The 21,309-nt window shown below is 68.8% G+C and carries 15 protein-coding genes; 6 read left to right on the plus strand and 9 right to left on the minus strand.

Translation table 11 applies throughout. The features are described 5' to 3' along the window. The first annotated feature begins 217 nt into the window (after positions 1-217). The 3 genes from ACWD0F_RS02615 to ACWD0F_RS02625 are packed head-to-tail and all read left to right on the plus strand — an operon-like array spanning position 218 to position 3,769. Positions 218-1,858 (plus strand): extracellular solute-binding protein, encoded by a 1,641-nt coding sequence (locus ACWD0F_RS02615; RefSeq protein ID WP_449872075.1) that lies wholly within the window; start codon positions 218-220, stop codon positions 1,856-1,858. A gap of 10 nt (positions 1,859-1,868) precedes the next feature. After that, positions 1,869-2,840 (plus strand): ABC transporter permease, encoded by a 972-nt coding sequence (locus ACWD0F_RS02620; protein ID WP_449872077.1) that lies wholly within the window; start codon positions 1,869-1,871, stop codon positions 2,838-2,840. After that, positions 2,837-3,769: a carbohydrate ABC transporter permease gene (locus ACWD0F_RS02625; RefSeq protein WP_449872079.1), complete on the plus strand. Its 933-nt coding sequence runs from the start codon at positions 2,837-2,839 to the stop codon at positions 3,767-3,769. Before ACWD0F_RS02620 ends, ACWD0F_RS02625 begins: the two co-directional genes overlap by 4 nt. Before the next feature lie 40 nt (positions 3,770-3,809). Here ACWD0F_RS02625 and ACWD0F_RS02630 read toward each other — a convergent pair whose 3' ends face one another. The 8 genes from ACWD0F_RS02630 to ACWD0F_RS02665 form a co-directional block, all read right to left on the minus strand. Next, positions 3,810-6,488 carry a cellulose binding domain-containing protein gene (locus ACWD0F_RS02630; protein ID WP_449872081.1) on the minus strand — a complete coding sequence of 893 codons (2,679 nt, stop codon included), beginning with the start codon at positions 6,486-6,488 and terminating at the stop codon, positions 3,810-3,812. Between the two features lie 125 nt (positions 6,489-6,613). Then, positions 6,614-7,105, minus strand: coding sequence for a DoxX family protein (locus tag ACWD0F_RS02635; RefSeq protein ID WP_449872083.1), 492 nt, complete (start codon positions 7,103-7,105; stop codon positions 6,614-6,616). A 74-nt stretch (positions 7,106-7,179) separates the two neighbouring features. Beyond that, a complete protein-coding gene (locus ACWD0F_RS02640) occupies positions 7,180-10,053 on the minus strand; it encodes a glycoside hydrolase family 3 C-terminal domain-containing protein (protein WP_449872085.1) in 2,874 nt (957 codons plus the stop codon). 14 nt (positions 10,054-10,067) lie between these two features. Then, positions 10,068-10,889, minus strand: a complete 822-nt coding sequence (locus tag ACWD0F_RS02645) for a carbohydrate ABC transporter permease (RefSeq protein ID WP_449872087.1) — start codon at positions 10,887-10,889, stop codon at positions 10,068-10,070. After that, entirely contained in the window at positions 10,886-11,749 is an 864-nt protein-coding gene (locus ACWD0F_RS02650; RefSeq protein WP_449872089.1) for a carbohydrate ABC transporter permease, read from the minus strand. Before ACWD0F_RS02650 ends, ACWD0F_RS02645 begins: the two co-directional genes overlap by 4 nt. Next, the gene (locus ACWD0F_RS02655) at positions 11,750-13,054 is read right to left on the minus strand and encodes an ABC transporter substrate-binding protein (protein WP_449872091.1); all 1,305 of its coding nucleotides are present in this window, start codon (positions 13,052-13,054) and stop codon (positions 11,750-11,752) included. 17 nt (positions 13,055-13,071) lie between these two features. Then, positions 13,072-15,357, minus strand: a complete 2,286-nt coding sequence (locus tag ACWD0F_RS02660; protein WP_449872093.1) for a TIM-barrel domain-containing protein — start codon at positions 15,355-15,357, stop codon at positions 13,072-13,074. A 152-nt stretch (positions 15,358-15,509) separates the two neighbouring features. After that, positions 15,510-16,898 carry an NAD(P)H-quinone dehydrogenase gene (locus ACWD0F_RS02665; protein WP_449872095.1) on the minus strand — a complete coding sequence of 463 codons (1,389 nt, stop codon included), beginning with the start codon at positions 16,896-16,898 and terminating at the stop codon, positions 15,510-15,512. 163 nt (positions 16,899-17,061) lie between these two features. Here ACWD0F_RS02665 and ACWD0F_RS02670 point away from each other — a divergent pair, with 163 nt between their 5' ends. After that, the gene (locus ACWD0F_RS02670) at positions 17,062-17,547 is read left to right on the plus strand and encodes a gamma-glutamylcyclotransferase (protein WP_449872097.1); all 486 of its coding nucleotides are present in this window, start codon (positions 17,062-17,064) and stop codon (positions 17,545-17,547) included. Here ACWD0F_RS02670 and ACWD0F_RS02675 read toward each other — a convergent pair. Beyond that, the gene (locus tag ACWD0F_RS02675; RefSeq protein WP_449872099.1) at positions 17,544-18,848 is read right to left on the minus strand and encodes an MFS transporter; all 1,305 of its coding nucleotides are present in this window, start codon (positions 18,846-18,848) and stop codon (positions 17,544-17,546) included. The two genes, ACWD0F_RS02670 and ACWD0F_RS02675, sit on opposite strands and share 4 nt — an antisense overlap. 110 nt (positions 18,849-18,958) lie before the next feature. Between ACWD0F_RS02675 and ACWD0F_RS02680 the strand changes: the two genes are divergently transcribed. Both ACWD0F_RS02680 and ACWD0F_RS02685 read left to right on the plus strand, forming a co-directional pair. After that, entirely contained in the window at positions 18,959-19,990 is a 1,032-nt protein-coding gene (locus ACWD0F_RS02680; protein WP_449872100.1) for an Lrp/AsnC family transcriptional regulator, read from the plus strand. After that, on the plus strand, positions 19,987-21,309 hold the full coding sequence (locus tag ACWD0F_RS02685) for a M20/M25/M40 family metallo-hydrolase (RefSeq protein WP_449872102.1): 1,323 nt from the start codon (positions 19,987-19,989) through the stop codon (positions 21,307-21,309). The genes ACWD0F_RS02680 and ACWD0F_RS02685 overlap by 4 nt, the downstream gene beginning before the upstream one ends.

The raw sequence follows: 21,309 nt of genomic DNA on the forward strand, positions 1-21,309 counted from the left end.
GTTCCCGCCAAGAGATGCCCCAAGCATGCCGCATCGCAGGCTCCCTTCCCTAACGAGAGACCCGCTCATCGAGCCACCGCCCTACCGGGTTTCTCATCGGCACCAACCTGTGACCATCACGCTCCCTTGTGGCCACGGTCACAGTCTACTAATTTGTTTGGTCGCAATACCAACTAATTGTAGATAGGCCATCCCCACTCGGAGAAGGGAGCGAGCCATGCCAAATGACACGACTCGCCGCGGGTTCCTCGGCCTGGTCGGCGCGAGCGTCCTGGTAGCGGGCTGCGCTGAGAAGAAGGAGTTGTCCAAGGGCACGGCCGTGGCGGCCGACAAGCTGAAGAGCCTGGTGCCCACCCGGATCCCGTTCCAGATCCCCGGGCTCACACCGGACCTGGCCGGCGCCGAGTTCGTCGCGCCCGGCTACCTGACGCGTCCGGCCACCATGGTGCAGGCCATCACCTCCAAGCCGCTGACCAGCGGCAAGGAGGTCACCGCGATGACGCCGCTGTGGGGCACGGTGCCGCCGGGCCTGGGCGACAACTCCTACTACGAGACCGTCAACGAGCGCCTCGGCGGCGTCGTGCGGTTCAACATCTCCGACGGCAACACCTACGGGCAGAAGCTGAGCACCCTGCTGGCCAGCGGCGACGTGCCCGAGCTGCTGCAGGTCCCGAACTGGGAGCTGATCAAGCTGGCCCACTTCACCGAGGCGGCCAACAAGCTCTTCGCCGACCTGTCCCCCTACCTCGCGGGCGACAAGGCCAAAGAGTTCCCGATGCTGGCCAACTACGACACCGCGGCCTGGCAGTACGGCGTCTTCGGCGGCGTGCTCCAGGGCATCCCCTGGCAGAACGACCCGTTCCCGTTCGCCACCTTCGTCCGCCAGGACATCCTCAAGGAGCTGGGCCTGGAGCACCCCAAGAGCGCCGACGACCTGGTCACGCTCAGCAAGGCGATCACGGACCCGAAGAAGAAGCGCTGGGCGCTCGGCGGCGGCATGGAGCAGGAGCTGCAGCGGGCCTTCGGCGCGCCGCGCGAGTGGCGCAAGAAGAGCGACGGCACGCTGGAGTACAAGTACGAGACGGCCGAGTGGGCCGCCTCGATCGAGTTTCTCGCCAAGCTCTACGCCGACGGCCACGTGCACCCCGACATCGTGGCCAACAAGGACGCCGACAACAAGGGCATCTTCGGCAGCGGCCAGATGGTCATCTACCGTGACGGCCTCGGCGCCTGGCACGAGAACCTGGGCCGCTTCCAGGCCGACAACCCCAAGTTCGACCAGCAGATCGTCACCCCCTACCCGGCGCACGCCGGCGGCACGCCCATCATGTGGCGCAACGAGCCCGCCAGCATGTTCGTCTTCATCAAGAAGGGTCTCGGCGACGCCCGCACCCGCGAGCTGCTCTCGCTGGCCAACTGGACCTCGGCGCCGTTCGGCACCCAGGAGTACGAGCTGGTCTTCAACGGCGTCGAGGGCAAGCACTACACGGTCGACGACGGCAAGGTGAAGCAGACCGCGCTCGGGCGCAAGGAGGTCGCGCCCACGTACATGTTCCTGTCGGGCCGGCCGAACGCCAACGAGAAGAGCCAGTACGAGGGCCTCGTGCAGGGGCTGTGGGACTGGTCGACCAACGCGGCCAAGCTGCTGGAGAAGGACCCGTTCGTCGGCATCCGGGTGGAGACGCCGTCCAAGATGGCCGGTCTGGCGCAGCCCACCGAGGACAAGATGCAGGAGATCTTCCGCGGCAAGCGGCCGGTGTCCGAGTGGTCCAAGATCGTCAAGGAGTGGCAGGACCAGGGCGGCAACGAGGCGCGCGACTTCTACATGAAGGTCGCGCGGGAGAACGGCAGGCTGTGAGGAGCACCCCATGAGCGTGGTGACCGCCAAGCGCCCGGTCACGCCCGGAACGGCGACCACCCCGCAGGGCAAGCCCCCGTGGCGGGCCAGGCTGCGCAGGGACTGGCCCCTGCTGGTGATGAACCTGCCCATGTTGCTGGTGGTCCTCGGTTTCTGGTGGATCCCGGCGCTCGGCAACGTCATCGCCCTGCAGGACTACAACCCGTACACCGACGGCATACTCGGCAGCCCGATCATCGGCTTCACCAACTTCGCGCTGCTGCTGGAGGACCCGCAGTTCCTGCGCGCGATGACGAACACCCTGTCGATCACGGCCTTCCAGCTCGTCTTCTACTTCCCCGTGCCGATCATGCTGGCGCTGCTGCTCAACAGCATCGTCTCGGCGAAGTTGCGGGCGTTCGTGCAGGGCGTGGTCTACATGCCGTTCTTCTTCTCCTGGGTGCTGGTCGTGGCCATCTTCCAGGCGATGTTCGGCGGGGCGGGCCTGCTGGCGCAGATCCTGCGCGAGAACGGCCGCGAGGCCGTCGACTGGATGACGGACGCCGACACGTTCATCCTGCTGATCACGTCCCAGACGATCTGGAAGGACGCCGGCTGGGGCGCGATCATCTTCCTGGCCGCGCTCAGCACCATCGACCCGAACCTGTACGAGGCCGCGGCCGTGGACGGCGCCCGCCGGTGGCGGCGGATGTGGCACATCACGCTGCCCGGGCTGCGGCCGGTGATCGTGTTGCTGCTCATCCTGCGGCTGGGCGACGCGCTGAACGTCGGGTTCGAGCAGTTCATGCTGCAGCGCAGCGCCGTCGGCAGCGGGGCCTCGGAGGTGTTCGACACGTTCGTCTACTGGGAGGGCATCCGCACCGGCGACCTCGGGTACGGGGCGGCGGCCGGGCTGTTCAAGGGCCTGGTCGGGCTGCTGCTCATCATGGCGGCCAACCGGGTGGCGCACGCGTTCGGTGAGCGAGGGGTGTATTCGAGATGACCGCGCTGACGTCCAAGGCGCCGAGGACCCGGCCCAGGAAGCCCGCCGGGCTGGCGCCCTGGGAGGAGCGGCCCTCTCCGGCGGGGCGGCTCGGCAAGGGCACGCTGATCCTGCTGATCGTGGGGGTCGTGCTCGGCCCGCTCTACACGATCCTGCTGACCAGCCTCAGCTCCTCCGCCACGGTGAACCGGGCGGGCGGCCTGGTGCTGGTGCCGGACGGGATCACGTTCGAGGCCTACCGGCAGATCTTCTCCGACACCGTGGTCAGCCGGGCCGTGCTGGTCAGCACCGGCGTGACGATCGCGGGGACGCTGATCAGCGCGGGGGTGAGCATCCTGGGGGCGTACTCGTTGTCGCGCCCCGGCTCGTTCCTGCACCGGCCGCTGCTGTTCAGCGTGTTGCTGATGTTCGTCTTCTTCCCCGGCATCATCCCCGTCTACCTGATGGTCAGCGGGCTGGGGCTGAAGGACAGCTACTGGTCGCTGATCCTGCCGACGGCGGTCTCGGCGTTCAACGTGGTCGTGTTGCGTTCGTTCTTCATGAGCATCCCCGGCGAGGTGCTGGACAGCGCGCGCATCGACGGAGCCGGGGAGTTCCGGATCCTGTGGCGGATCGTGTTGCCCATGTCGAAGGCGGTCACCGCCGTGGTGGCGATGTTCTACGCGGTCGGCTACTGGAACGCCTGGTTCAACGCCATGCTCTACATCGACGACACGCGGAAATGGCCGCTGGCGCTGATCCTGCGGCAGTACGTGGTGGACAACAATCCGTTGCCGGCCGCCACGGCGGGCGTCACGGGCGACGCGCCGCCGACTCTGGCGATCAAGATGGCCATCGTGGTGATCGCGGTGGTCCCGGCGCTGATCATCTATCCCTTCGTCCAGCGCCACTTCACCAAGGGCGTGATCGTGGGGGCCATCAAGGGCTGAGTGCTGAGGGGCGCCGCTGAGCGGCGCCCCTCAGGTGTTTCTAGGCCGGTGTGCAGGTGACGGTGGCCGGCGCGGCGTTGGTGCCGGTGTAGCTGCCGTTGAAGCCGAACGACGCCGTGGCGTTCGGGGCCAGGCCGCCGTTGTAGGAGGCGTTCGTGACGCTCACGGCGGTGCCCGTCTGGGTGTGGACGCCGCTCCAGAGTTGGGTGATCTTCTGGTCTCCTGACCAGGCCCAGGTGACCTTCCAGCCGGTGATCGGGGTGGAGCCGGTGTTCCTGACCGTGACGTCCGCCTGGAAGCCGCCCGGCCACGTGTTGCCGGGCGTGTACGTCGCCGCGCAGCCCGTCCCGGTGGTCGGGGTGACCGTCGGGGTGACGGTGGGTGTCACGGTCGGGGTGACCGTGGGCGTGACCGTCGGGGTCACGGTCGGGGTCACCACCGGGCCCGTGCGGTCGCCGTACAGGATGCCCCGGCCGTTGGTGCCCAGGTAGACGCGGCCGTAGATGCGCGGGTCACCGGTGAGGGCCTCGCCCATGTTGCCCCACTGGTGCTTGTCGTCGTTGATGCGCAGCCAGCCCGTGCCCGCCGTGTCCGACCGGTACAGGCCCGTGACACCGTCGATCGTGGCCACCGCGAAGACCGCCGGGTACGTCTGACCGGGCGCCGCCTTGCCGAAGCCGACGTTGACGGAGCTCGTGACGCCCGACACCTTCGTGAACGAGGCGCCGCTGTCCGCCGAGCGCCACAGGCCGCCCTCGCCGGCCACCCAGAGGTCGCCCTCCTTGCCCGGTAGCGCCTTGAAGTGCGTGCCGACCGTGGGCAGGCCGGTGGCGGCGGTGGCGGTGAAGGTGGCGCCGCCGTTCGTGCTGAGGTAGAGCCGGCCGCCGCTGAGGCCGTAGAACTTCATCGCGTTGACCCGGTCCGACTCCACGATCGCGCCGGTCGGCAGCCCCGAGGCGGTCTGCCAGGAGTTGCCGTAGCCGACCGAGTAGACCGGTGTCACGCCCTTGGGGGCCCAGACGAAGCGGGAGCCGTCGGCCGCGGCGGCCACCGTCCCGCCCTCGTTGACGCCGCCCGGCTCGGTGCCCTGGAACCAGTTCGCGCCGCCGTCGGTGGAGAAGGCCACGTGGCTGTCGTTGGGCCGGTCGGCGTCGGTGAAGTTGCCCGCGCGGACCATCACGCTCGGCGTCTTCTCGGCGAAGTCGAGGCTGGTGGTGGAGGTGAAGCTGGGCGCGGTGAACATCATCGGCGGCACCGCGTCCAGGTTCGCGTGCCGGAAGCCGCCGATGTCACCCAGGCCGCTGACCAGGGGCGCGCCGCTCGGCGGGCTGATCAGGTCGAGGACGGCCGTCTCCTCCAGGCCCTTGGCCATGGGTTTGATGGTGAACTGGCCGCCCGAGTCCCACAACGCCAGGTTCTCGGTGCCGTAGACGGTCGCGCCCGTGCCGTACATCATCCGGTTGGAGTCGAACGGGTCGATCTCCAGCGACTCGGTCATCCAGCCGAGCTTCGGGGTGACCTCGGGGGGTTGCGGGTTGCCGCCGAAGGTCAGCCACGGGTTCTCCGTGACGTTCATCGTGTAGCGGAAGCTGCGGTTCGGGTACGACGTGAAGTCCCACACCCTGGTCCAGGTCGCGCCGGAGTCCGTCGATCTGAAGAAGATCACGTCCGGCCACCAGGAGATCTGGGTGGCCACCATGAGCGTGCCCGGTTTCTGCTTGTCGATGGTCAGGCCGCTGTAGCCGAAGTAGTCGTCGGCGCTGGACGACGGGACAGGGCTGATCTGGGTCCAGGTGCCGGTCGCGGTGGCGTAGCGCCACACGTCGCCCTTGGCGCCGTCGTACGGGCCGCCGGTGTCGCTGGTGGCGATGTACAGGTAGCCGTTGACGGTGTCGAGCACGCCCTTGTGCGGCAGGTAACCGGTGGGCTGCCCGGCCAGGCGCGTCCACGTGACGCCCGCGTCCGTGCTGCGGTAGATGCTGTTCTCCTTGTCGGCGACCCCCACGTAGATGGTCTTGGTGGTGGTCCCCTTGGCCGACGAGCGCGGGTCGTAGGTCACCCAGATGACGCCCGGCCGGTGGCTGAGGTAGCCGTTGGCGTCGTTCGGGTCCTGGGCGTAGTTGCCCGCGTTGGGGAAGCTCGCCACCTTGGCCCACGTCGCGCCGAAGTCGGTGCTGCGCCACAACCCGTTGCCGTTGGGGGCGCCGAAGTACAGGACGCCGTTGTTGTTCGGGTCCACCGACAGCGCCTCGCCCATGCCGCGGCCCGGCATGTTGCCGCCCAGCTTGAACGGCAGCGGCGTGACCTGCCAGTTGTCGCCCTTGTCGGTCGAGCGCAGGATCGCGCCGTTGCTGGGATCCCAGCTGTTGGTGTACATGCCGACGGCGGCGTACACGCGGTTGGTCTGCACGGGGTCGGTCGCGAGGCTGATCACGCCGTTGTAGCCCCATTTGTCCCAGCCGGCCCAGTCGAGCAGGGGGGTCCAGGACTTGGTGGACTGGTTCCATCGGTACGCCCCGCCGATGTCGGTGCGGGCGTAGATGAGGTTCTTCTCGGTCTGGTTGAAGATGATGCCGGGCACGAAGCCGCCACCGTCGATCCGGACGTTCTTGTACGCGTACGGATCCGAGGCCACGGCCGAGACCGGCGACATCCGCACGACCGCAGCCACGAGTAACACGGCTACGGTCGCGAGCATGACGAATAATCTTCTTCGCATGCGCGGCTCTTCCTTTCCAGGCACGCCAGCAGGCGCCCCAAAGGGTTCAGATGACCGCCATGCACGAGCAGAGTGCAGGACCCTGACCGTCGCCGCGCCTTCGCGCATGAGCTCAGAAAGTAGGCTCACACACGCGCGCGTCGAAGGTCAATAGTTTGGATAGACAACGAATTAAAGGCTGCCCAGAGCGCTATCCCGATGTACAGGACCTGCTCGGGGACCCGCTGCCACAGCGGCGTCGCCGTGCCGGCCGGCAGGGTTACAGCGGCGTAGACGTTGGCGGGCAGCAGGATCACGAAGAGCAGCGCCAGGCAGATCCCCGCGGCCTTGCGCGTCGCCGGGAGCACCAGACCCACGGCCCCGGCCAGCTCCAGCACGCCGCTCAGGTAGACCATGGCCATCGGGAACGGCACGAACGGCGGGACCATGGCCGCCATGTCGGCGCGGTTCGGCATGAAGGTCACCTCGGCCGGGACGAAGTGGGCGCTGGCCGTCATCACCAGCATCACGGCCAGCCCGTGGGCGGCGCTCTCCCGCCAGGAGCCGAACCGGCGCACCCCCAGCGCGCCCAGCAGCCGGAACACCACAGTGGCGACCAGCAACACGATCACGACCATCGTTCATCCCCTCGTTGGATAGTAGTGCTATCCCGTATTAGATAACACTACTATCCAACTTGCAAGAGGATTGTTTACGAGGCGAACCTCACGTCCTTGAGCCGCAGGTCACCCTTGAACACGAGGTACAGGCTGCCCTTGCCGGCCTTCAGCGTGGCGCTCGCCGTACCCCACTGGTAGATCCCGCCGGTGGCGGGCACCTGGACGGTGGTGAGCAGGGCGCCGGTCGGCGAGCCGGAGCGCACCTCGAAGGAGCCGCCGGTCACCGAGGCCACCGAGGCGGTGAGGCGGGAGCCGTACGAGGCGCCGGTGAAGGAGATCCAGTCCCCGGCGCCGCCCTCCACGACCTCGCCGGCGACCTTGGTCTCGTCCGCGAACGCCACCCCGGAGTAGTCGTCGAAGTCCATCGCCCGCGTGGTCCTGCTCAGGTCGCGCACGGGGATGGTCTCGCCGGAGACCCGCAGCGTGGTGGACTGCCGGATCCGGTCGGAGGCGGAGCCGACGAGGACATCGTGGGTGGCGCTCTCGACGGCCCACTTGTTGCGGGTGTGGTCCCAGACCGCCAGGTCGGACTTCTTCAGGGGGAAGGTCACGGTCCGGCTCTCGCCCGGGTTCAGCGTGACCCGCTGGAAGCCGCGTAGCTGCTTGACCGGCTGCTTGAAGCGGGAGTCGCGCTGATGGGTATAGAGCTGGACGACCTCGTCGCCCTTGACCCGGCCGGTGTTGGTGACCTTCACCGCGACCGTCTCACCCTGGACGCTCAGCCCCTGGTAGCCGAAGGAGGTGTAGCTGAGCCCGTGCCCGAACGCGTAGAGCGGCTTGCCCTTCCCGTACAGGTACGTCATACCGGTCTTGGCCAGGTCGTAGTCGAGGATGCTCGGCAGGTTGTCGGAGGCGGGCCAGGTCTGGGTGAGCCGGCCGGCCGGGTTGACGTCGCCGAAGAGCACGTCGGCGACGGCGTGCCCGGTCTCGGCGCCCGCGTGCGTGGTCCACAGCAGGGTCGGCGCGTCCACGACGACCGGGTAGCTGGTCTCCAGGACGACGACCGTCTTCGGGTTGGCCTTGCGCACGGCCTCGATGAGCCGCTTCTGGCCGTCGCCGAGCTGCAGGTTGTCGCGGTCGTGGAACTCGCGCCCGGCCACGAACGGGTGGCTGCCCACCACCACGACCGCGACCTCGGCCTTGGCGGCCTGCGCGGCGGCCGCGGCGACGCCGTCGGAGACGACCTCCTTGGCGAACTTCGCGGCCTGCGCCTTGGGGGCCAGGCCGAGCGTGCCGTCGGCGGCGACGCTGACGTACGGGTCGGGCAGGGCGAACCAGCCCTCTACGGCCTCGTAGCCGGCGTACCTGATGAGGTAGCCGCCGTCGGACTGCCGCTCCAGGGCGAACTGCTGGGAGACGTACCAGCCGTCGGGGTCGGCGTCGTCGGTGTCGAGCGAGCGCCAGTCACCGCCGAGCAGCTTGCCGTTGCCCGCGTTGCGCAGCGTGGACACGCCGCCGGTCCAGTCGGTCAGGTCCCACTGCGCGGCGGCCGCCGCGGTGCCGGTGAGGACCGCGTTGTCGTCGGGGCCGGTGCCGGTGGCCGTGATGTACTTGCCGGAGTCCAGATGCTTCAGCGCGATCCGCTCCAGGCCCTCGCCGGTGGCGACGTCGCCGACCCGCTCCTTGACCCCGTCGAGCGGCGTCACCTGGTACGGCAGTTGCCCTGCGTACCAGTCGCGGTACGCCTTGGCCGCCAGCGGCCCGACCACGGCCGCCGACTTCGGCTTGGCCAGCGGCAGCACGCCGGAGTTCTTCAGCAGCACCGCCGCCTTGCCCGCGGTCTCGCGGTTCAGCTTCTGGTTCGCGGCGCTGTTGATCACCGCCGCCGAGATCTTCTTGTACGGCCCGCCGTCCGGATCGAAGTGCCCCAGCCGGGTCCTGATGGACAGGACGTTCCGCACCGCCTGGTCCACGTCGGCCTGGGTGATGCGGCCCTGCTCCAGCGCGGCCGTGAGGTTCGTCACCATCGGCCCGATGTCGCTGCCGTCGATCGTGTAGCTGTCGAGCCCGGCCTTGAGCACGGCGGCGAACGCCTCGGGCTTGTTGTCGTAGTACTTCTCCAGGTCCGTGAGCGCGTGCGGCCCCCAGGCGTCGCTGACGTTGTAGAGCGTCTTGTCCGTCCACGACCTGACCACCGCGTCCAGGTCGGGGTTGACGTGGTTGGGGCGGCCGTTGACCAGGTTGTACGACGCCATCACGCCGGTCGCGGCGTTCGCCGAGATCGCGGCCTTGAAGGCGGGCTCGTAGTACTCGTGCTTGAGCTTCGGCGTCAGGTTGGAGGAGGTGAGGCTCCGGTTGGCCTCGTTGTTGTAGGCCAGGTAGTGCTTCAGCACGGGCGCGGTCTTCAGGTAGAAGGGGTCGTCACCCTGCAGCCCCTTGCCGTAGGCCGTCGAGATGGCCCCGGTCAGCAGCGGGTCCTCCGCGTACCCCTCCTCGTTGCGGCCCGCCCGCGGATCGCGCAGCAGGTCCACGACGGGAGCCCACACCTGCAGCCCCCAGAGCACCGGATCGACGGCGTTGTAGCCGCGGGCCTCGTCACCGACCGCCGAGCCGACCTTCTTGATCTGCGCCGGGTCCCAGGTGCTGGCCAGCCCGATCGCCTGCGGGAAGACCGTGCCGCTGGCGAACTTCTGGTTCCAGTTGTCGTTGAGGTGGTTGGACCAGCCGACGCCGTGCAGCGCCTCGGTGCCGTTCTTGTGATAGGCGATGCCCAGGCGCGGGATCGCCGGTTGCGACTGGTGCAGCAGGCTGAGCTTCTCCTGCTGCGTGAGCCGGCCGAGCAGGTCGCTCACGCGCTGGTCCAGCGGCAGGCTCGGGTTCTGGAAGGGGTAGGTCTCCGCGGCCTGCGCCGGCGCGGAGAGCAGGGCGGCCGTCAGCGTGAGGGCCGCCAATAACGGAATGCGCATAGGGAGGTTCTCCATCACTTAATGGCGCCGACCGTCACACCTCGGGTCAGCGTGCGCTGGAAGATCAGGAAGAAGGCGACCGCCGGGACGACGCCGAGCAGGGCCGAAGCGCTGGACATGGTGGCGTCCATGTACTTCTCGCCTTGCAGGACACCGAGCGCGACGGGCACCGTCTGGGTGTCGTTGGAGATCAGGAAGATCAGCGGCAGGAAGAACTCGTTCCAGGTCCAGATGAAGAAGAAGATCAGCAGGACGTTCAGGGTGGGCCTGCTGATCGGCACCACGATCCGCCACAACGAGCGCAACCGCCCCGCGCCGTCGATGGCCGCCGCCTCCAGGATCTCCTTCGGGAACTGGCCGAGCACCGCGCTGAGCAGGTACGTGCCGAACGCCGCCTGGATCACCGTCATCACGATGATCACGGCCAGCTTCGTGTCGTAGAGGCCGGTCGCCTTCGCCAGGTAGTACAGCGGATAGGCGAGGGCCTCCTGCGGCAGCGTGTTGGCCACCAGGAAGAGCACCAGGATCGACAGCCGGCCCTTCACCCGGCCGATGCCCAGCGCGTACGCGTTGAGCACCGACAACACGACGGCCAGCACCGAGACCGAGGCGCTGATGACGAAGCTGTTCCAGAGCTTGGTGCCGAAGTCGACCCGGTTCCAGAAGTCGACGATGCCCTGGAGGTAGAGCCCGTCAGGCAGGCTCAGCGGACCATGGGAACTGTAGTCGGCCGGCGACTTGACCGCGTTGATCGCCACGATCGCGAACGGGAACACCATCACGACCGCCAGCACGACCAGCGCGAACAGCACCGCCCACCGCCCGGGCCCCCTCACTGCTCACGCTCCTGGACCCGGAGGAACAGGAACGTCACCACGATGATGATCAGGGCCAGCACCGTGGCGATGGCGGAGCCGTACCCGACGTTGCTCTTCTGGAAGAAGCTCAGGTACGAGAAGTACGACGGCACCATCGTCGCGTTCCCCGGCCCGCCCCGGGTCAGCACGAAGATCGGCCCGAACACCTTCAGCGCGGCGATCGTGCACGTCAGCAGCACCACGAAGATCTCCGGCCGGATCTGCGGGATCGTGATGTGCCAGAACTTGCGCCACCACGAGGCCCCGTCGATCTCGGCCGCCTCGTAGTAGGACGGGTCCACCCGCTGCAGCCCGGCCATGAAGATGACGACCGGGTAGCCGAGCTGGAACCAGACCATGACCGCCATGACGGTGGCCAGCGCCAGGTCGGGGTCGCCGAGCCAGTCGAGCTCCAGCCCGAAGATCTGGTTGACCGCCCCGTAGGACGGGTGCAACATCCAGCCCCACACCACGCCGGCCACGGCCACCGGCAGCACCTGGGGCAGGTAGTACATCGCCCGCAGCGCCGACGCCGTCCGCGGCCCGAACCGCCGGCCGATGTAGTCGAACAGGGCGGCCGCCAGCACGAGGCCGAGCGCGGTCGGCACGACGGCCATGGCCACGATCAGCCCCACGTTGTGCTGGAACGACTCCCAGAACCGCTCGTCCTCCAGCAGCCTGGCGTAGTTGCCGAACCCGATCCACCGGGGCGTGCCCACCCCCGACCAGCGGGTGAAGCTCGCCCCGACGTTGATCAGGAACGGCACCACGATGACGCCGATGAACAGCAGCAGACTGGGGACCAGATAGGGCCAGTACCCCTTCGTGCGCATCCTCATCTAGTTGCCGATGTCGGCGAGGTTGTCCTCGTAGGGCCCCGCGATCTCGTCCAGCACCTGGGCGGAGGTCTTGCTGCCGTTGATGAGGTTCTGGACCCCCGCCACCAGCACGTCGTAGTAGCCGGGCGCCGGCCAGTCGGGGTAGAAGGCCAGGCCGTCGGTGCTGGTCAGCTTGTTGAAGGTCTCGATCAGCTCCTTGCTCTTCTGGTCGGTGATCGCCGTCGCGTCGGCGGCCACGGGCACGCCGCCGGAGTTGCCGAGCAGGTTCTGGATGTCCTTGCTCATCGTGATGTCGATGAAGTCGTAGGCCAGGTCCTTGTTCTTCGACTTCTCGGGGACCACCCAGACGTTGCCGCTCGAACCGGGGGCCATCGTGGCGCCGGGGAACAGGAAGTGGCCCCACTGGAAGTTCTTGATCTCCGACGCGAACCGGCCGTACCACCAGCTACCGCTGATCACGATGGGGAACTTGCCGTTCATGAACGCCACGCCCATGTCCTCAGCCTTGAGGCCGGAGGAGTTCTTGGCGATGTAGCCCTTCTTCACCCAGTCGGCGAGGGTGTCAGCGCCGTAGGTGAACTCGGGGCCGTGGAAGTCGACCTTGCCCTTGTAGGACTGGTACGCCTCCAGCCACGGCTTCTGCGCCTTGCTCAGCGCGAGCTGGTAGAAGATCTGCTGCGCCGGGTACTCGGCCCCGGCGTTCGCGATGGGGGTCACCCCGGCCTTGACGAACGTGTCCATCCCGGCCGTGAACTCGTCGAGGGTGGCCGGGACCGTCACCTTGTGCTTGTCGAAGAGGTCCTTGTTGTAATAGACCATCACGAACTCGCCGTAGTTGGGCACGCCGTACCACTTGCCGGAGCCCATGACACCCCGGTCATCATATTTCGCGGTGGTCTGCAGGCCGCCCGGCAGTAACTTGTCCCAGCCGCGCTTGGCGGCCTCCTCCGTCAGGTCGGTCAGCAGGCCCTGCTTCGACAGCAGTCCGGCGGTGGCGTTGCCCTTGTTGTACTCCATGATGTCGGGCGCCTCGTCGGAGTTGAGCACCATGCTCGCCGTCTTCTGGATCTGCTCGAAGCCCTTCTCCTCGAACTTGACGGTGACATTCGGATGCGACGCCTGGAACTTCTTGATCGCTTCGGCCCACGCCTTGCCCATGGCGCTGTCGGCAGTCTCGTAGTGCCACAACTTGAGCACCCGCGGCTGACCGCTCTGCGCGGGCGACGGCGTCTCCGAGCCGGAGCCGCAGGCCGACAGGACGAGCACAGCGGCGGCCAGCACCGCGGCGCCTCTTGACTTCACCATGATCCCTCCAGGGGGTGTTACGAGATGACGGCCCGCGCGGGGGCGCCGGCCACCGGGGCGATGTCCACGCCGGTGACGCGCTTCGGGCCGGTGACGGCGACACGCAGCACGTCACCGTCCCTGGTGGCGACGGCGACCGTCACGCCGTCTTCGTCGTGGATCTCGGCAGTGCCGTCGCCGCCCCCGAAGGCGACGAGGACGATCTCGGCAGGCACGTCGACCGTGTCCCCCTGGTGGGCGATCGGGATGAGCGCGCCGTGCCGTACGAAGAGGGGGATCTGGTCGAGCGGCTTGCCGACCTGGACGTAGCGGGAGCCTTCCAGCACCTCGCCGGTCCAGTAGTCGACCCACCGGCCGCGCGGAAGGTACACGTCGCGCGTGTTCCCCGGCGCGGTCATGGGGGCGACGAGCAGGTCGCGGCCCAGCAGGTACTCCAGGTCGGCCTGCCAGGCCACGGGGTCGTCCGGGAAGTCCACGCACAGCGCCCGCATCATCGGCGCGCCGGTGCGGGCGGCCTCGACGGCCGCCGAATAGATGTACGGCATGAGCCGGTAGCGCAGTTTGAGCGCTTCGACGACCTGCTCCTCGACGGCCGGGAACTCCCACGGCTCGCGGGTCGTGGTGCCGTGCAGGCGGATCAGCGGGGACAGGGCGCCGAACTGGGTCCAGCGGACGTAGAGGTCGTCGGTCGGCCTGCCGGTGAAGCCGCCGGCGTCGTGGCTCCAGAACGGCACGCCGGACAGGCCGTGCGCGAGGCCGCCCCTGAGCGTGCTGCCCATGGCGGCGTAGCTGGTGTAGGTGTCGCCGCCCCACTGGGCGCTGTGCCGCTGGCCCCCGAGGAACGACGAGCGCGCCCACACCAGGTCGTGGCCGTTGACCTCGCGCGTGACGCCGGCGACGACGTCGTTGAACAGCAGGGTGTAGACGTTGTGCAGGTCGGCGCCGGTCATGCCGTTGCGGGCGACCGCGTCCGCCGGCACGCCTTCGGCGAAGTCGGTCTTGAAGGCGGCCACGCCCTGGCGCAGCAGCGGGCGGAGCAACTCCTTGAACCACTCGGCCGCCGCCGGGTTGGTGAAGTCGACGATGCCGCAGGCGGGGAAGGATCCGTGCCAGCAGTCGGCCACGTACGCCTCGCCGGCCTCATCAGTCAGGAAATATCCGGCATCGGCCGCTGCGGCGAACGCGGGGCTTAGTTGGGAAATGTAGGGATTCATCCATAGACAGACCTTGAACCCCGTCTCCGTCAGCTCGGCCAGCATCCCGTCCGGGTCCGGGAAGTTCACCGGGTCCCAGCGCAGGTCCGACCAGTGCCCGTCCGTCTGCCAGTAGGTGTCCAGGTGCAGCACGTCACACGGGATGCCGCGCTCCCTGATCGTGCGCGCCCTGGCCAGCACCCGCTCCTGGTTGTCCACGCAGAACCCGGAGGAGATCCAGGTGCCGAACGCCCACTTGGGCGGCAGCGCGGGCCGGGAGGTCAGCCGGTCGTAACGGTCCAGAACGTCAGCGGGCGCCGGTCCGGCGATCACGTAGTAGTCCAGCACGTCGTCGGGCACCAGGATCTGCACCACGCTGTGCGTGGACTGGCACACGTCGAACTCGGTCGGCGCCCCGCTGTCGACCAGCACGCCGTACCCCTTGCTCGACAGGTACAGCGGCACGTTCTTGTAGGCCCGCTGCGACTCCGCGCCGAAGGCGTCGTAGTTCCACATGACCGGGCGCTGCCCGCGCTTGTCCAGCCGGGTGAACGACTCGCCGAACCCGGCGAACGCCTCGTCGGGGGCGGCGGCGAAGCTCTCGTGGTAGGCCACGGCGGCGCCGCCGGCGGTCGAGCGGCCGAAGGGCAGCGTGCGCAGCCGCCCGCTGATGTCGGTGTGCCCGCGATCCTGCTCGACCAGCGTGGTCCCGGCGGCGTCGGTGAAGCGCAGATGCCACGGTGCCAGGCTGATCTCGGCCCGCAACGACCCCGCGTCGATCACGATCGGCGCGCCGGGCTGGACGCCGGCCCGCGCCCCCGGATAGGTGCCCGGGGTGACCAGCGAGATGGCCCGCTCCGAACGCGGCCTGGCGGTCGCGTCCTCGGACAACCGCACCCGGATGACACCCTCGCCGGCCACGCCCACCTGCACGATCAGCGTCTCGTCCGCCGTGGTGACCGCCTTCAGCATCACCTCGGCGCCGTCGGCCGCGACCAGCTCGGCGGCGGTCAGCGCCGACAGGCCGGCCTCACCTCGCGCGCGCACCGGCAACTCGGGCGGGTCCGCGACGAAGTACTCATGCGCGACCAGCGGGGGGCGATACGGCATGGATGCTCCTTTGAACGGCTGCGCCAACTTCGTGAATTAGTTTGCTGTCCATACCAACAAACGTCAACGGTCAGCGGCCATGACCCCGTGTCAGCGCACACGAAAAAGCCCGCCGCGACGACGCGGCGGGCTCGAAGCTCAGACGTGGTGATTCAGATGGAGTAGCCCGGCTGCATCAGCCGGCGCGCGGCCTCGGTGATCGAGCCCGACAACGACGGATAGACCGCGAACGTGTGCGCGAGCTGATCGACGGTGAGCCGCTGCTGCACCGCCACGGAGACGGCCAGGATCAGCTCGGAGGCGCGCGGCGCCACCACCACGCCGCCCAGGACGATCCCGGTGTGCGGCCGGCAGAACAACTTGACGAACCCGTCGTTGAACCCCTGCATCTTGGCCCGCGCGTTGGTGGCCAGCGGCAGCTTGACCACGTTGGCCTCGATCTCGCCCGCCTCGATCGCCCGCTGCGCCACCCCGACGGCCGCGATCTCGGGATCGGTGAAGATGTTGGAGGCCACCGTGGCCAGCCGCAGCGGCTGCACGGCCTCCCCGAGCGCGTGCCAGACCGCGATCCGGCCCTGCATGGCCGCGACCGAGGCCAGCATGAGCACCCCGGTGCAGTCGCCGGCCGCGTAGACGCCCGGCGCGGAGGTGCGCGAGACCTTGTCGACCTTGACGAAGCCGCCCCGGTCGAGCTGCACCCCGGCCTCCTCCAGCCCCATGCCGGAGGTGTTGGGGACCATGCCGACGGTCATCAGGGCGTGCGTGCCCTCGGCCGTGCGGCCGTCCTCCAGGGTGACCACCACTCCGTCGGCGGTGCGCTTGACGGAGGCGGCGCGCGAGCGGCCCATGACGTTCATGCCGCGGCGCCGGTAGACCTCTTCGAGCACCTCGGCGCCGTCGGCGTCCTCGTTGGGCATCATCCGGTCGCGGCTGGAGACCAGCGTGACCTCGGCCCCGAGCGAGCGGTAGGCGCCGGCGAACTCGGCCCCCGTCACCCCGGAGCCGACCACGATCAGATGCTCGGGCAGCTCCTCCAGGTCGTAAAGCTGGCGCCAGGTGAGGATGCGCTCGCCGTCGGGCTCGGCCCCCGGCAGCACCCGCGGGGTCGCCCCGGTGGCCACCAGGACCACGTCGGCCCTGATCGTCCGGTCACCCGCCCTGACCACCTGCGGGTCGACCAGCCGCCCGCGCGCCTTGATGATCTCGACACCCTCGGCCTCGACCCGGGTGGCGATGTCGGCGGACTGCGCCTGGGCCAGCTCCTTCACCCGCTTGTTGACCAGCGGCAGGTCGACGCCCACCACGCCCGCGTCACCGTCGAGCCCGCCGGAGAAGGCCACTCCCAGCGACGGCGCGTCGAGCAGCGCCTGCTTGCGGACCGAGGTCGCGATCAGCGTCTTGGACGGCACGCAGTCGGTCAGCACGCACGCGCCACCGGGGCCGTCCTGCTCGACCATCGTGACTTGCGCGCCTAGCTGAGCGGCCACCAACGCCGACTCGTAGCCGCCTGGTCCGCCACCAATGATCACGATCCTCGTCACGTGTACCATTCTCCCGCACCAGCGCCGCCAAGCTGCCACCGGCCCATCACCCGGCCTCCGGCCTCGCCGCGCCTGAGCTCGTCATTGACCGACTCGGCCTCCCGGCATGGCAGGATGGCGCGGTAGCTGGATGACGAGCAGCACCCGGCGAGAGGGGCGGATCGTGGCGTGGCATTCAGATTCGGGCAAGCCGAATGACCTCAGGCTTTATGCCGCCTACGGCTCGAACATGGACCCGGAGCAGATGGCCATGCGCGCCCCGCACTCCCCCGTCTGGGGCGTCGGCTGGCTGCAGGACTGGCGGCTGACCTTCGGCGGCAACGACCCCGCCTGGGAGGGCGCGCTCGCCACCATCGTCGAGGCTCCCGATGAAAACGTGTTCGTCGTCCTCTATGACGTGCCCGACTGGGAGGAGAGCTCGCTCGACCAGTGGGAGGGCGCGGTGCGCGGGGCCTACCACAAGGTCCGGCTGCGGGTGCAGACCCTCGACGGCGCCGTCCTGGCCTGGTTCTACGTGCTCGACGGCTACGAAGGCGGCCTCCCCTCCGCCCGCTACCTCGGCAGCCTGGCCGAGGCCGCCGAGCGTGCGGGCGCCCCCGACGACTACGTCAAGGAGATGCGGGAGCGCCCCTGCACCTCGACCGGCTAGCGCAGCGGCTGATCCTTCGTCTCGCGCAACACGAAGACGTAGACCAGCGTGGAGACCAGCGCCAGCGCCGACATGTACCACGGGAAGAGCTGGGGGTTGCCGGCGTCCTCCAGCGCGGTGCCGATCAGCGGAGCGGTGCCCCCGAAGAGCGCCACGGTCAGCGAATACGGGAACCCGGCGCCCGCCGCGCGCACCCTGGTCGGGAAGAGCTCGGAGTTGACCGCCGCCGAGATCGAGGTGAAGCAGCCGAGGAAGACCATCCCGACGAGCTGCACGGCCAGCAGGCTCCCGTAGTCGTCGGTCAGCATGCCGAGCAGCGGCACCGGCAGGATGACGAAGCCGAGCCCGAACGTGATCAGCAGCGGCCTGCGCCCGATCCGGTCCGACAACATGCCGAGCAGCGGCTGCAGGATCATGAAGAAGACCAGCGAGATGGTGCCGACCTGCAGCGAGTCCGCCTTGTCGAATTTCACGGTGATCTGCGCGTAGGTCGGCAGGAAGCTGGTCCACGTGTAGTACGCGACCGTGCCCGCGACCGTGATGCCCACGATCGTCAGCGCCGACTTCGGATGGTGGCGCAGGAAGTCGAAGAGCTTCGGCCGCTCGGCCCTGCCCTGCGCGATCTCCTCCGCCACGGCCGAGGTCTCGTCGGCGCCCTTGCGGATCCACAGGCCGACCAGGCTGAGCACGGCGCCCACGATGAAGGGGATGCGCCAGCCGTAGGAGTCCATGTCGGGTTTGATCAGGGTGGTGGCCAGCAGTGCCGCCAGGCCGGAGGCCAGGAGCTGGCCGAGGGTGGTGCTGACGTACTGGAAGCTGGAGAACAGGCCGCGCCGGCCGGGCGGGGCCGACTCCACCAGGAACGTGGTCGCGGCGGCGAACTCACCGCCCACCGACAAGCCCTGGATGAGCCGGGCCAGGACCAGGATGATCGGCGCCAGGAGGCCGACGGCCGCGTAGGTGGGGGTCAGGCCGACGAGCAGCGAGCCCGCGCCCATCAGCACGATGGTGAACGTCATCGCGGACTTGCGGCCGTACCTGTCGGCGAAGGCGCCGACCAGCAGGCCGCCGAGGGGCCGCATGAAGAAGCCCACCGCGAAGACCACGAACGAGGCCAGCAGCGGCACCAGGTCGTTGCCGGCGCTCTTCGGGAAGATCTGAACGGAGAAATACGTCGCTAGGAACGTGTAGGCATACCAGTCGTACCATTCGACCACGTTGCCGATGCTGGCCGCCATGAGCTGGCGGACCCGGCTTTTGGGGATGCCGAGAGGGGATTGCGTCGCGGGAGGGGTCGCCACGCGGGCTCCTTTGCTGCCGAGAGCGGTAATGGCTTACTGTGCAGTCGAACGACGGAAACAGTCAAATATCTGAGCCAGGCTTTACTAATCCGACACAGGAACGGTTGCGAGTGGACGTTCTCGACCGGCGCCTCGTCGCCGCGCTGCAAGTCAGCCCGCGCGCGTCGTGGGGCGAGATCGGCCGGGCCGTCGGCGAGCACGAGCGCACGGTCGCCCGGCGGCTGCAGCGGCTGATGGCGGAGGGCGTGGTGCGGGTCACCGCCATCTACGACGACCTGCGCACCGGCCACGGCCGTCCCGTGCACCTGCACGTCCAGGTCCGCCCCGGCACGGCCGGCCACGTGGCCAAGGCGCTGGCCGAGCGCGACGACACGCGGTCGGTCTACTCGCTGACCGGCGCCGCCGACATCGGCTGCGAGCTGGTCTGCCCGTCCCGCGAGGATCTGCACCGCATCCTGTCCACGCAGCTCCCCGACATCGACGGGGTGCTGCAGACCCAGACCCAAGTCGTCCTCCACACGTTCAGGACGGTGGCCGAGTGGCACGCGCCCTACCTCGGTGATCAGGAGATCGCCGAGCTGCGGCCCGCGCCGCCGCCCGGCCCCCTGCCCGATCACGAGGCTCTGTCACCTCTGGAGACCGGCCAGCCGCCCGCGGAAGAGGGCCTGTCACCTCTGGAGCTGGAGATCGCCGAGCTGCTGGCCGCCGACGGCCGGATCGCCTTCACCGCCGTCGCCGAGCGCCTCGGCATCTCCGTGCCGACCGCGCGCCGGCGGGTGACCTCGCTGATCGAGCGCCGCCTGCTGCTGCCGCGCGCCGAGGTGGAGCCCGCGCTGCTCGGGCTGGAGGTGGAGGCCGTGCTCTGGCTCAAGGTCCGCCCGTACGGGCTCGATCTGGTCGGCCGGCGGCTCGCCACGCACCCGGACGTGCGTTACTGCGCCGCCACCACGGGCACGCACTCCCTCATCGTGCAAGTCGTGACCGCCCACGAATCCGACCTGTACCGCTTCATGACCGAGGTCGTCGGCAGCCACGACGAGATCACCGACAACGACCTCACCTTGATCACCCGCGCCTACAAGCGCGGTCATCTGCACAAGTCCGGACTGCTCACGCTGGATAACCGTTGGGAGAGAACATGACAGCCGCCGAGGCCATGAGCGCCGCCGAGAAGGAAGTCGCCGACCTGTGCGTGGAGCTGATCCGCGTCGACAGCAGCAATTACGGGGACGGCAGCGGCCCCGGCGAGCGGGCCGCCGCCGAGGTCGTCATGGCCAGGCTGGCCGAGGTCGGCGCCGAGTCGACGTACATCGAGAGCGAGCCCGGCCGCGGCAACGTGATCACCCGGATCGAGGGCTCCGACCCGTCGCTGCCCGCCCTGCTCGTGCACGGGCACCTCGACGTGGTGCCCGCCAACGCCGCCGACTGGTCGGTCGACCCGTTCGGCGGCGAGGTGCGCGACGGCTACATCTGGGGCCGCGGCGCCGTCGACATGAAGGACATGGACGCGATGATGCTGGCCGTGCTGCGCCAGCTCAAGCGCGAGGGGCGCAAGCCGCGCCGCGACATCGTCTTCGCCTGGCTGGCCGACGAGGAGGCGGGCGGCGTCTATGGCGCCAAATACCTCACCGCCCACCACCCGGAGCTGTTCGAGGGCGTCACCGAGTCGATCAGCGAGGTCGGCGGCTACTCCCTCGAAGTGGACCCGTCGTTGCGCCTCTACCTCATCGAGACCGCCCAGAAGGGCCTGGCCTGGATGAAGCTGACCGCCGACGGCACGGCCGGCCACGGCTCGATGCTCAACTCCGACAACGCCGTCACCGAGATCGCCAGGGCGGTGGCCAGGATCGGCGAGCACGACTGGCCGCTGACCTACACGCCGACGGTCCACCGGTTCCTCACCGAGGTCGCCGACGCCTTCGGCCTCCCGTTCGACGAGACCGACCCCCAGCCGATCCTCGACCGGATCGGTCCCCTGGTGCGCTTCGTCGGCGCGACCCTGCGCAACACCGCCAACCCGACCCAGCTCAACGCCGGCTACAAGTCCAACGTGATCCCCGGCCAGGCCGGGGCCGTGGTCGACGGGCGGTTCCTGCCCGGGTTCGAGGAGGAGTTCCTCAAGACCATCGACTCGCTGCTCGGGCCCAAGGTGCGGCGTGACTACATCCACCACGACATCGCGCTGGAGACCACGTTCGACGGCGCCCTGGTCGAGTCGATGATCGCGGCGCTCAAGGCCGAGGACCCGGCGGCGCGCGCGATCCCCTACTGCATGTCGGGCGGCACCGACAACAAGACGTTCTTCGCCGACCTCGGGGTGCGCGGGTTCGGGTTCGTGCCGCTGCGCCTGCCTGCGGACATGGACTTCGCCGCGATGTTCCACGGCGTGGACGAGCGGGTTCCGGTCGACGCGCTGCAGTTCGGCGTACGAGTGCTGGACAGGCTGCTCATAAACTACTGA

This window comes from Nonomuraea sp. NPDC002799 (assembly GCF_053592075.1).

Bases quoted from the DNA above. Each gene is read 5' to 3' on its own strand.
- ACWD0F_RS02685 (WP_449872102.1), top strand. From the start codon at position 19,987: ATGACAGCCGCCGAGGCCATGAGCGCCGCCGAGAAGGAAGTCGCCGAC.
- ACWD0F_RS02615 (WP_449872075.1), top strand. From the start codon at position 218: ATGCCAAATGACACGACTCGCCGCGGGTTCCTCGGCCTGGTCGGCGCG.
- ACWD0F_RS02650 (WP_449872089.1), bottom strand. From the start codon at position 11,749: ATGAGGATGCGCACGAAGGGGTACTGGCCCTATCTGGTCCCCAGTCTG.
- ACWD0F_RS02630 (WP_449872081.1), bottom strand. From the start codon at position 6,488: ATGCGAAGAAGATTATTCGTCATGCTCGCGACCGTAGCCGTGTTACTC.
- ACWD0F_RS02635 (WP_449872083.1), bottom strand. From the start codon at position 7,105: ATGGTCGTGATCGTGTTGCTGGTCGCCACTGTGGTGTTCCGGCTGCTG.
- ACWD0F_RS02620 (WP_449872077.1), top strand. From the start codon at position 1,869: ATGAGCGTGGTGACCGCCAAGCGCCCGGTCACGCCCGGAACGGCGACC.
- ACWD0F_RS02625 (WP_449872079.1), top strand. From the start codon at position 2,837: ATGACCGCGCTGACGTCCAAGGCGCCGAGGACCCGGCCCAGGAAGCCC.
- ACWD0F_RS02655 (WP_449872091.1), bottom strand. From the start codon at position 13,054: ATGGTGAAGTCAAGAGGCGCCGCGGTGCTGGCCGCCGCTGTGCTCGTC.
- ACWD0F_RS02660 (WP_449872093.1), bottom strand. From the start codon at position 15,357: ATGCCGTATCGCCCCCCGCTGGTCGCGCATGAGTACTTCGTCGCGGAC.
- ACWD0F_RS02640 (WP_449872085.1), bottom strand. From the start codon at position 10,053: ATGCGCATTCCGTTATTGGCGGCCCTCACGCTGACGGCCGCCCTGCTC.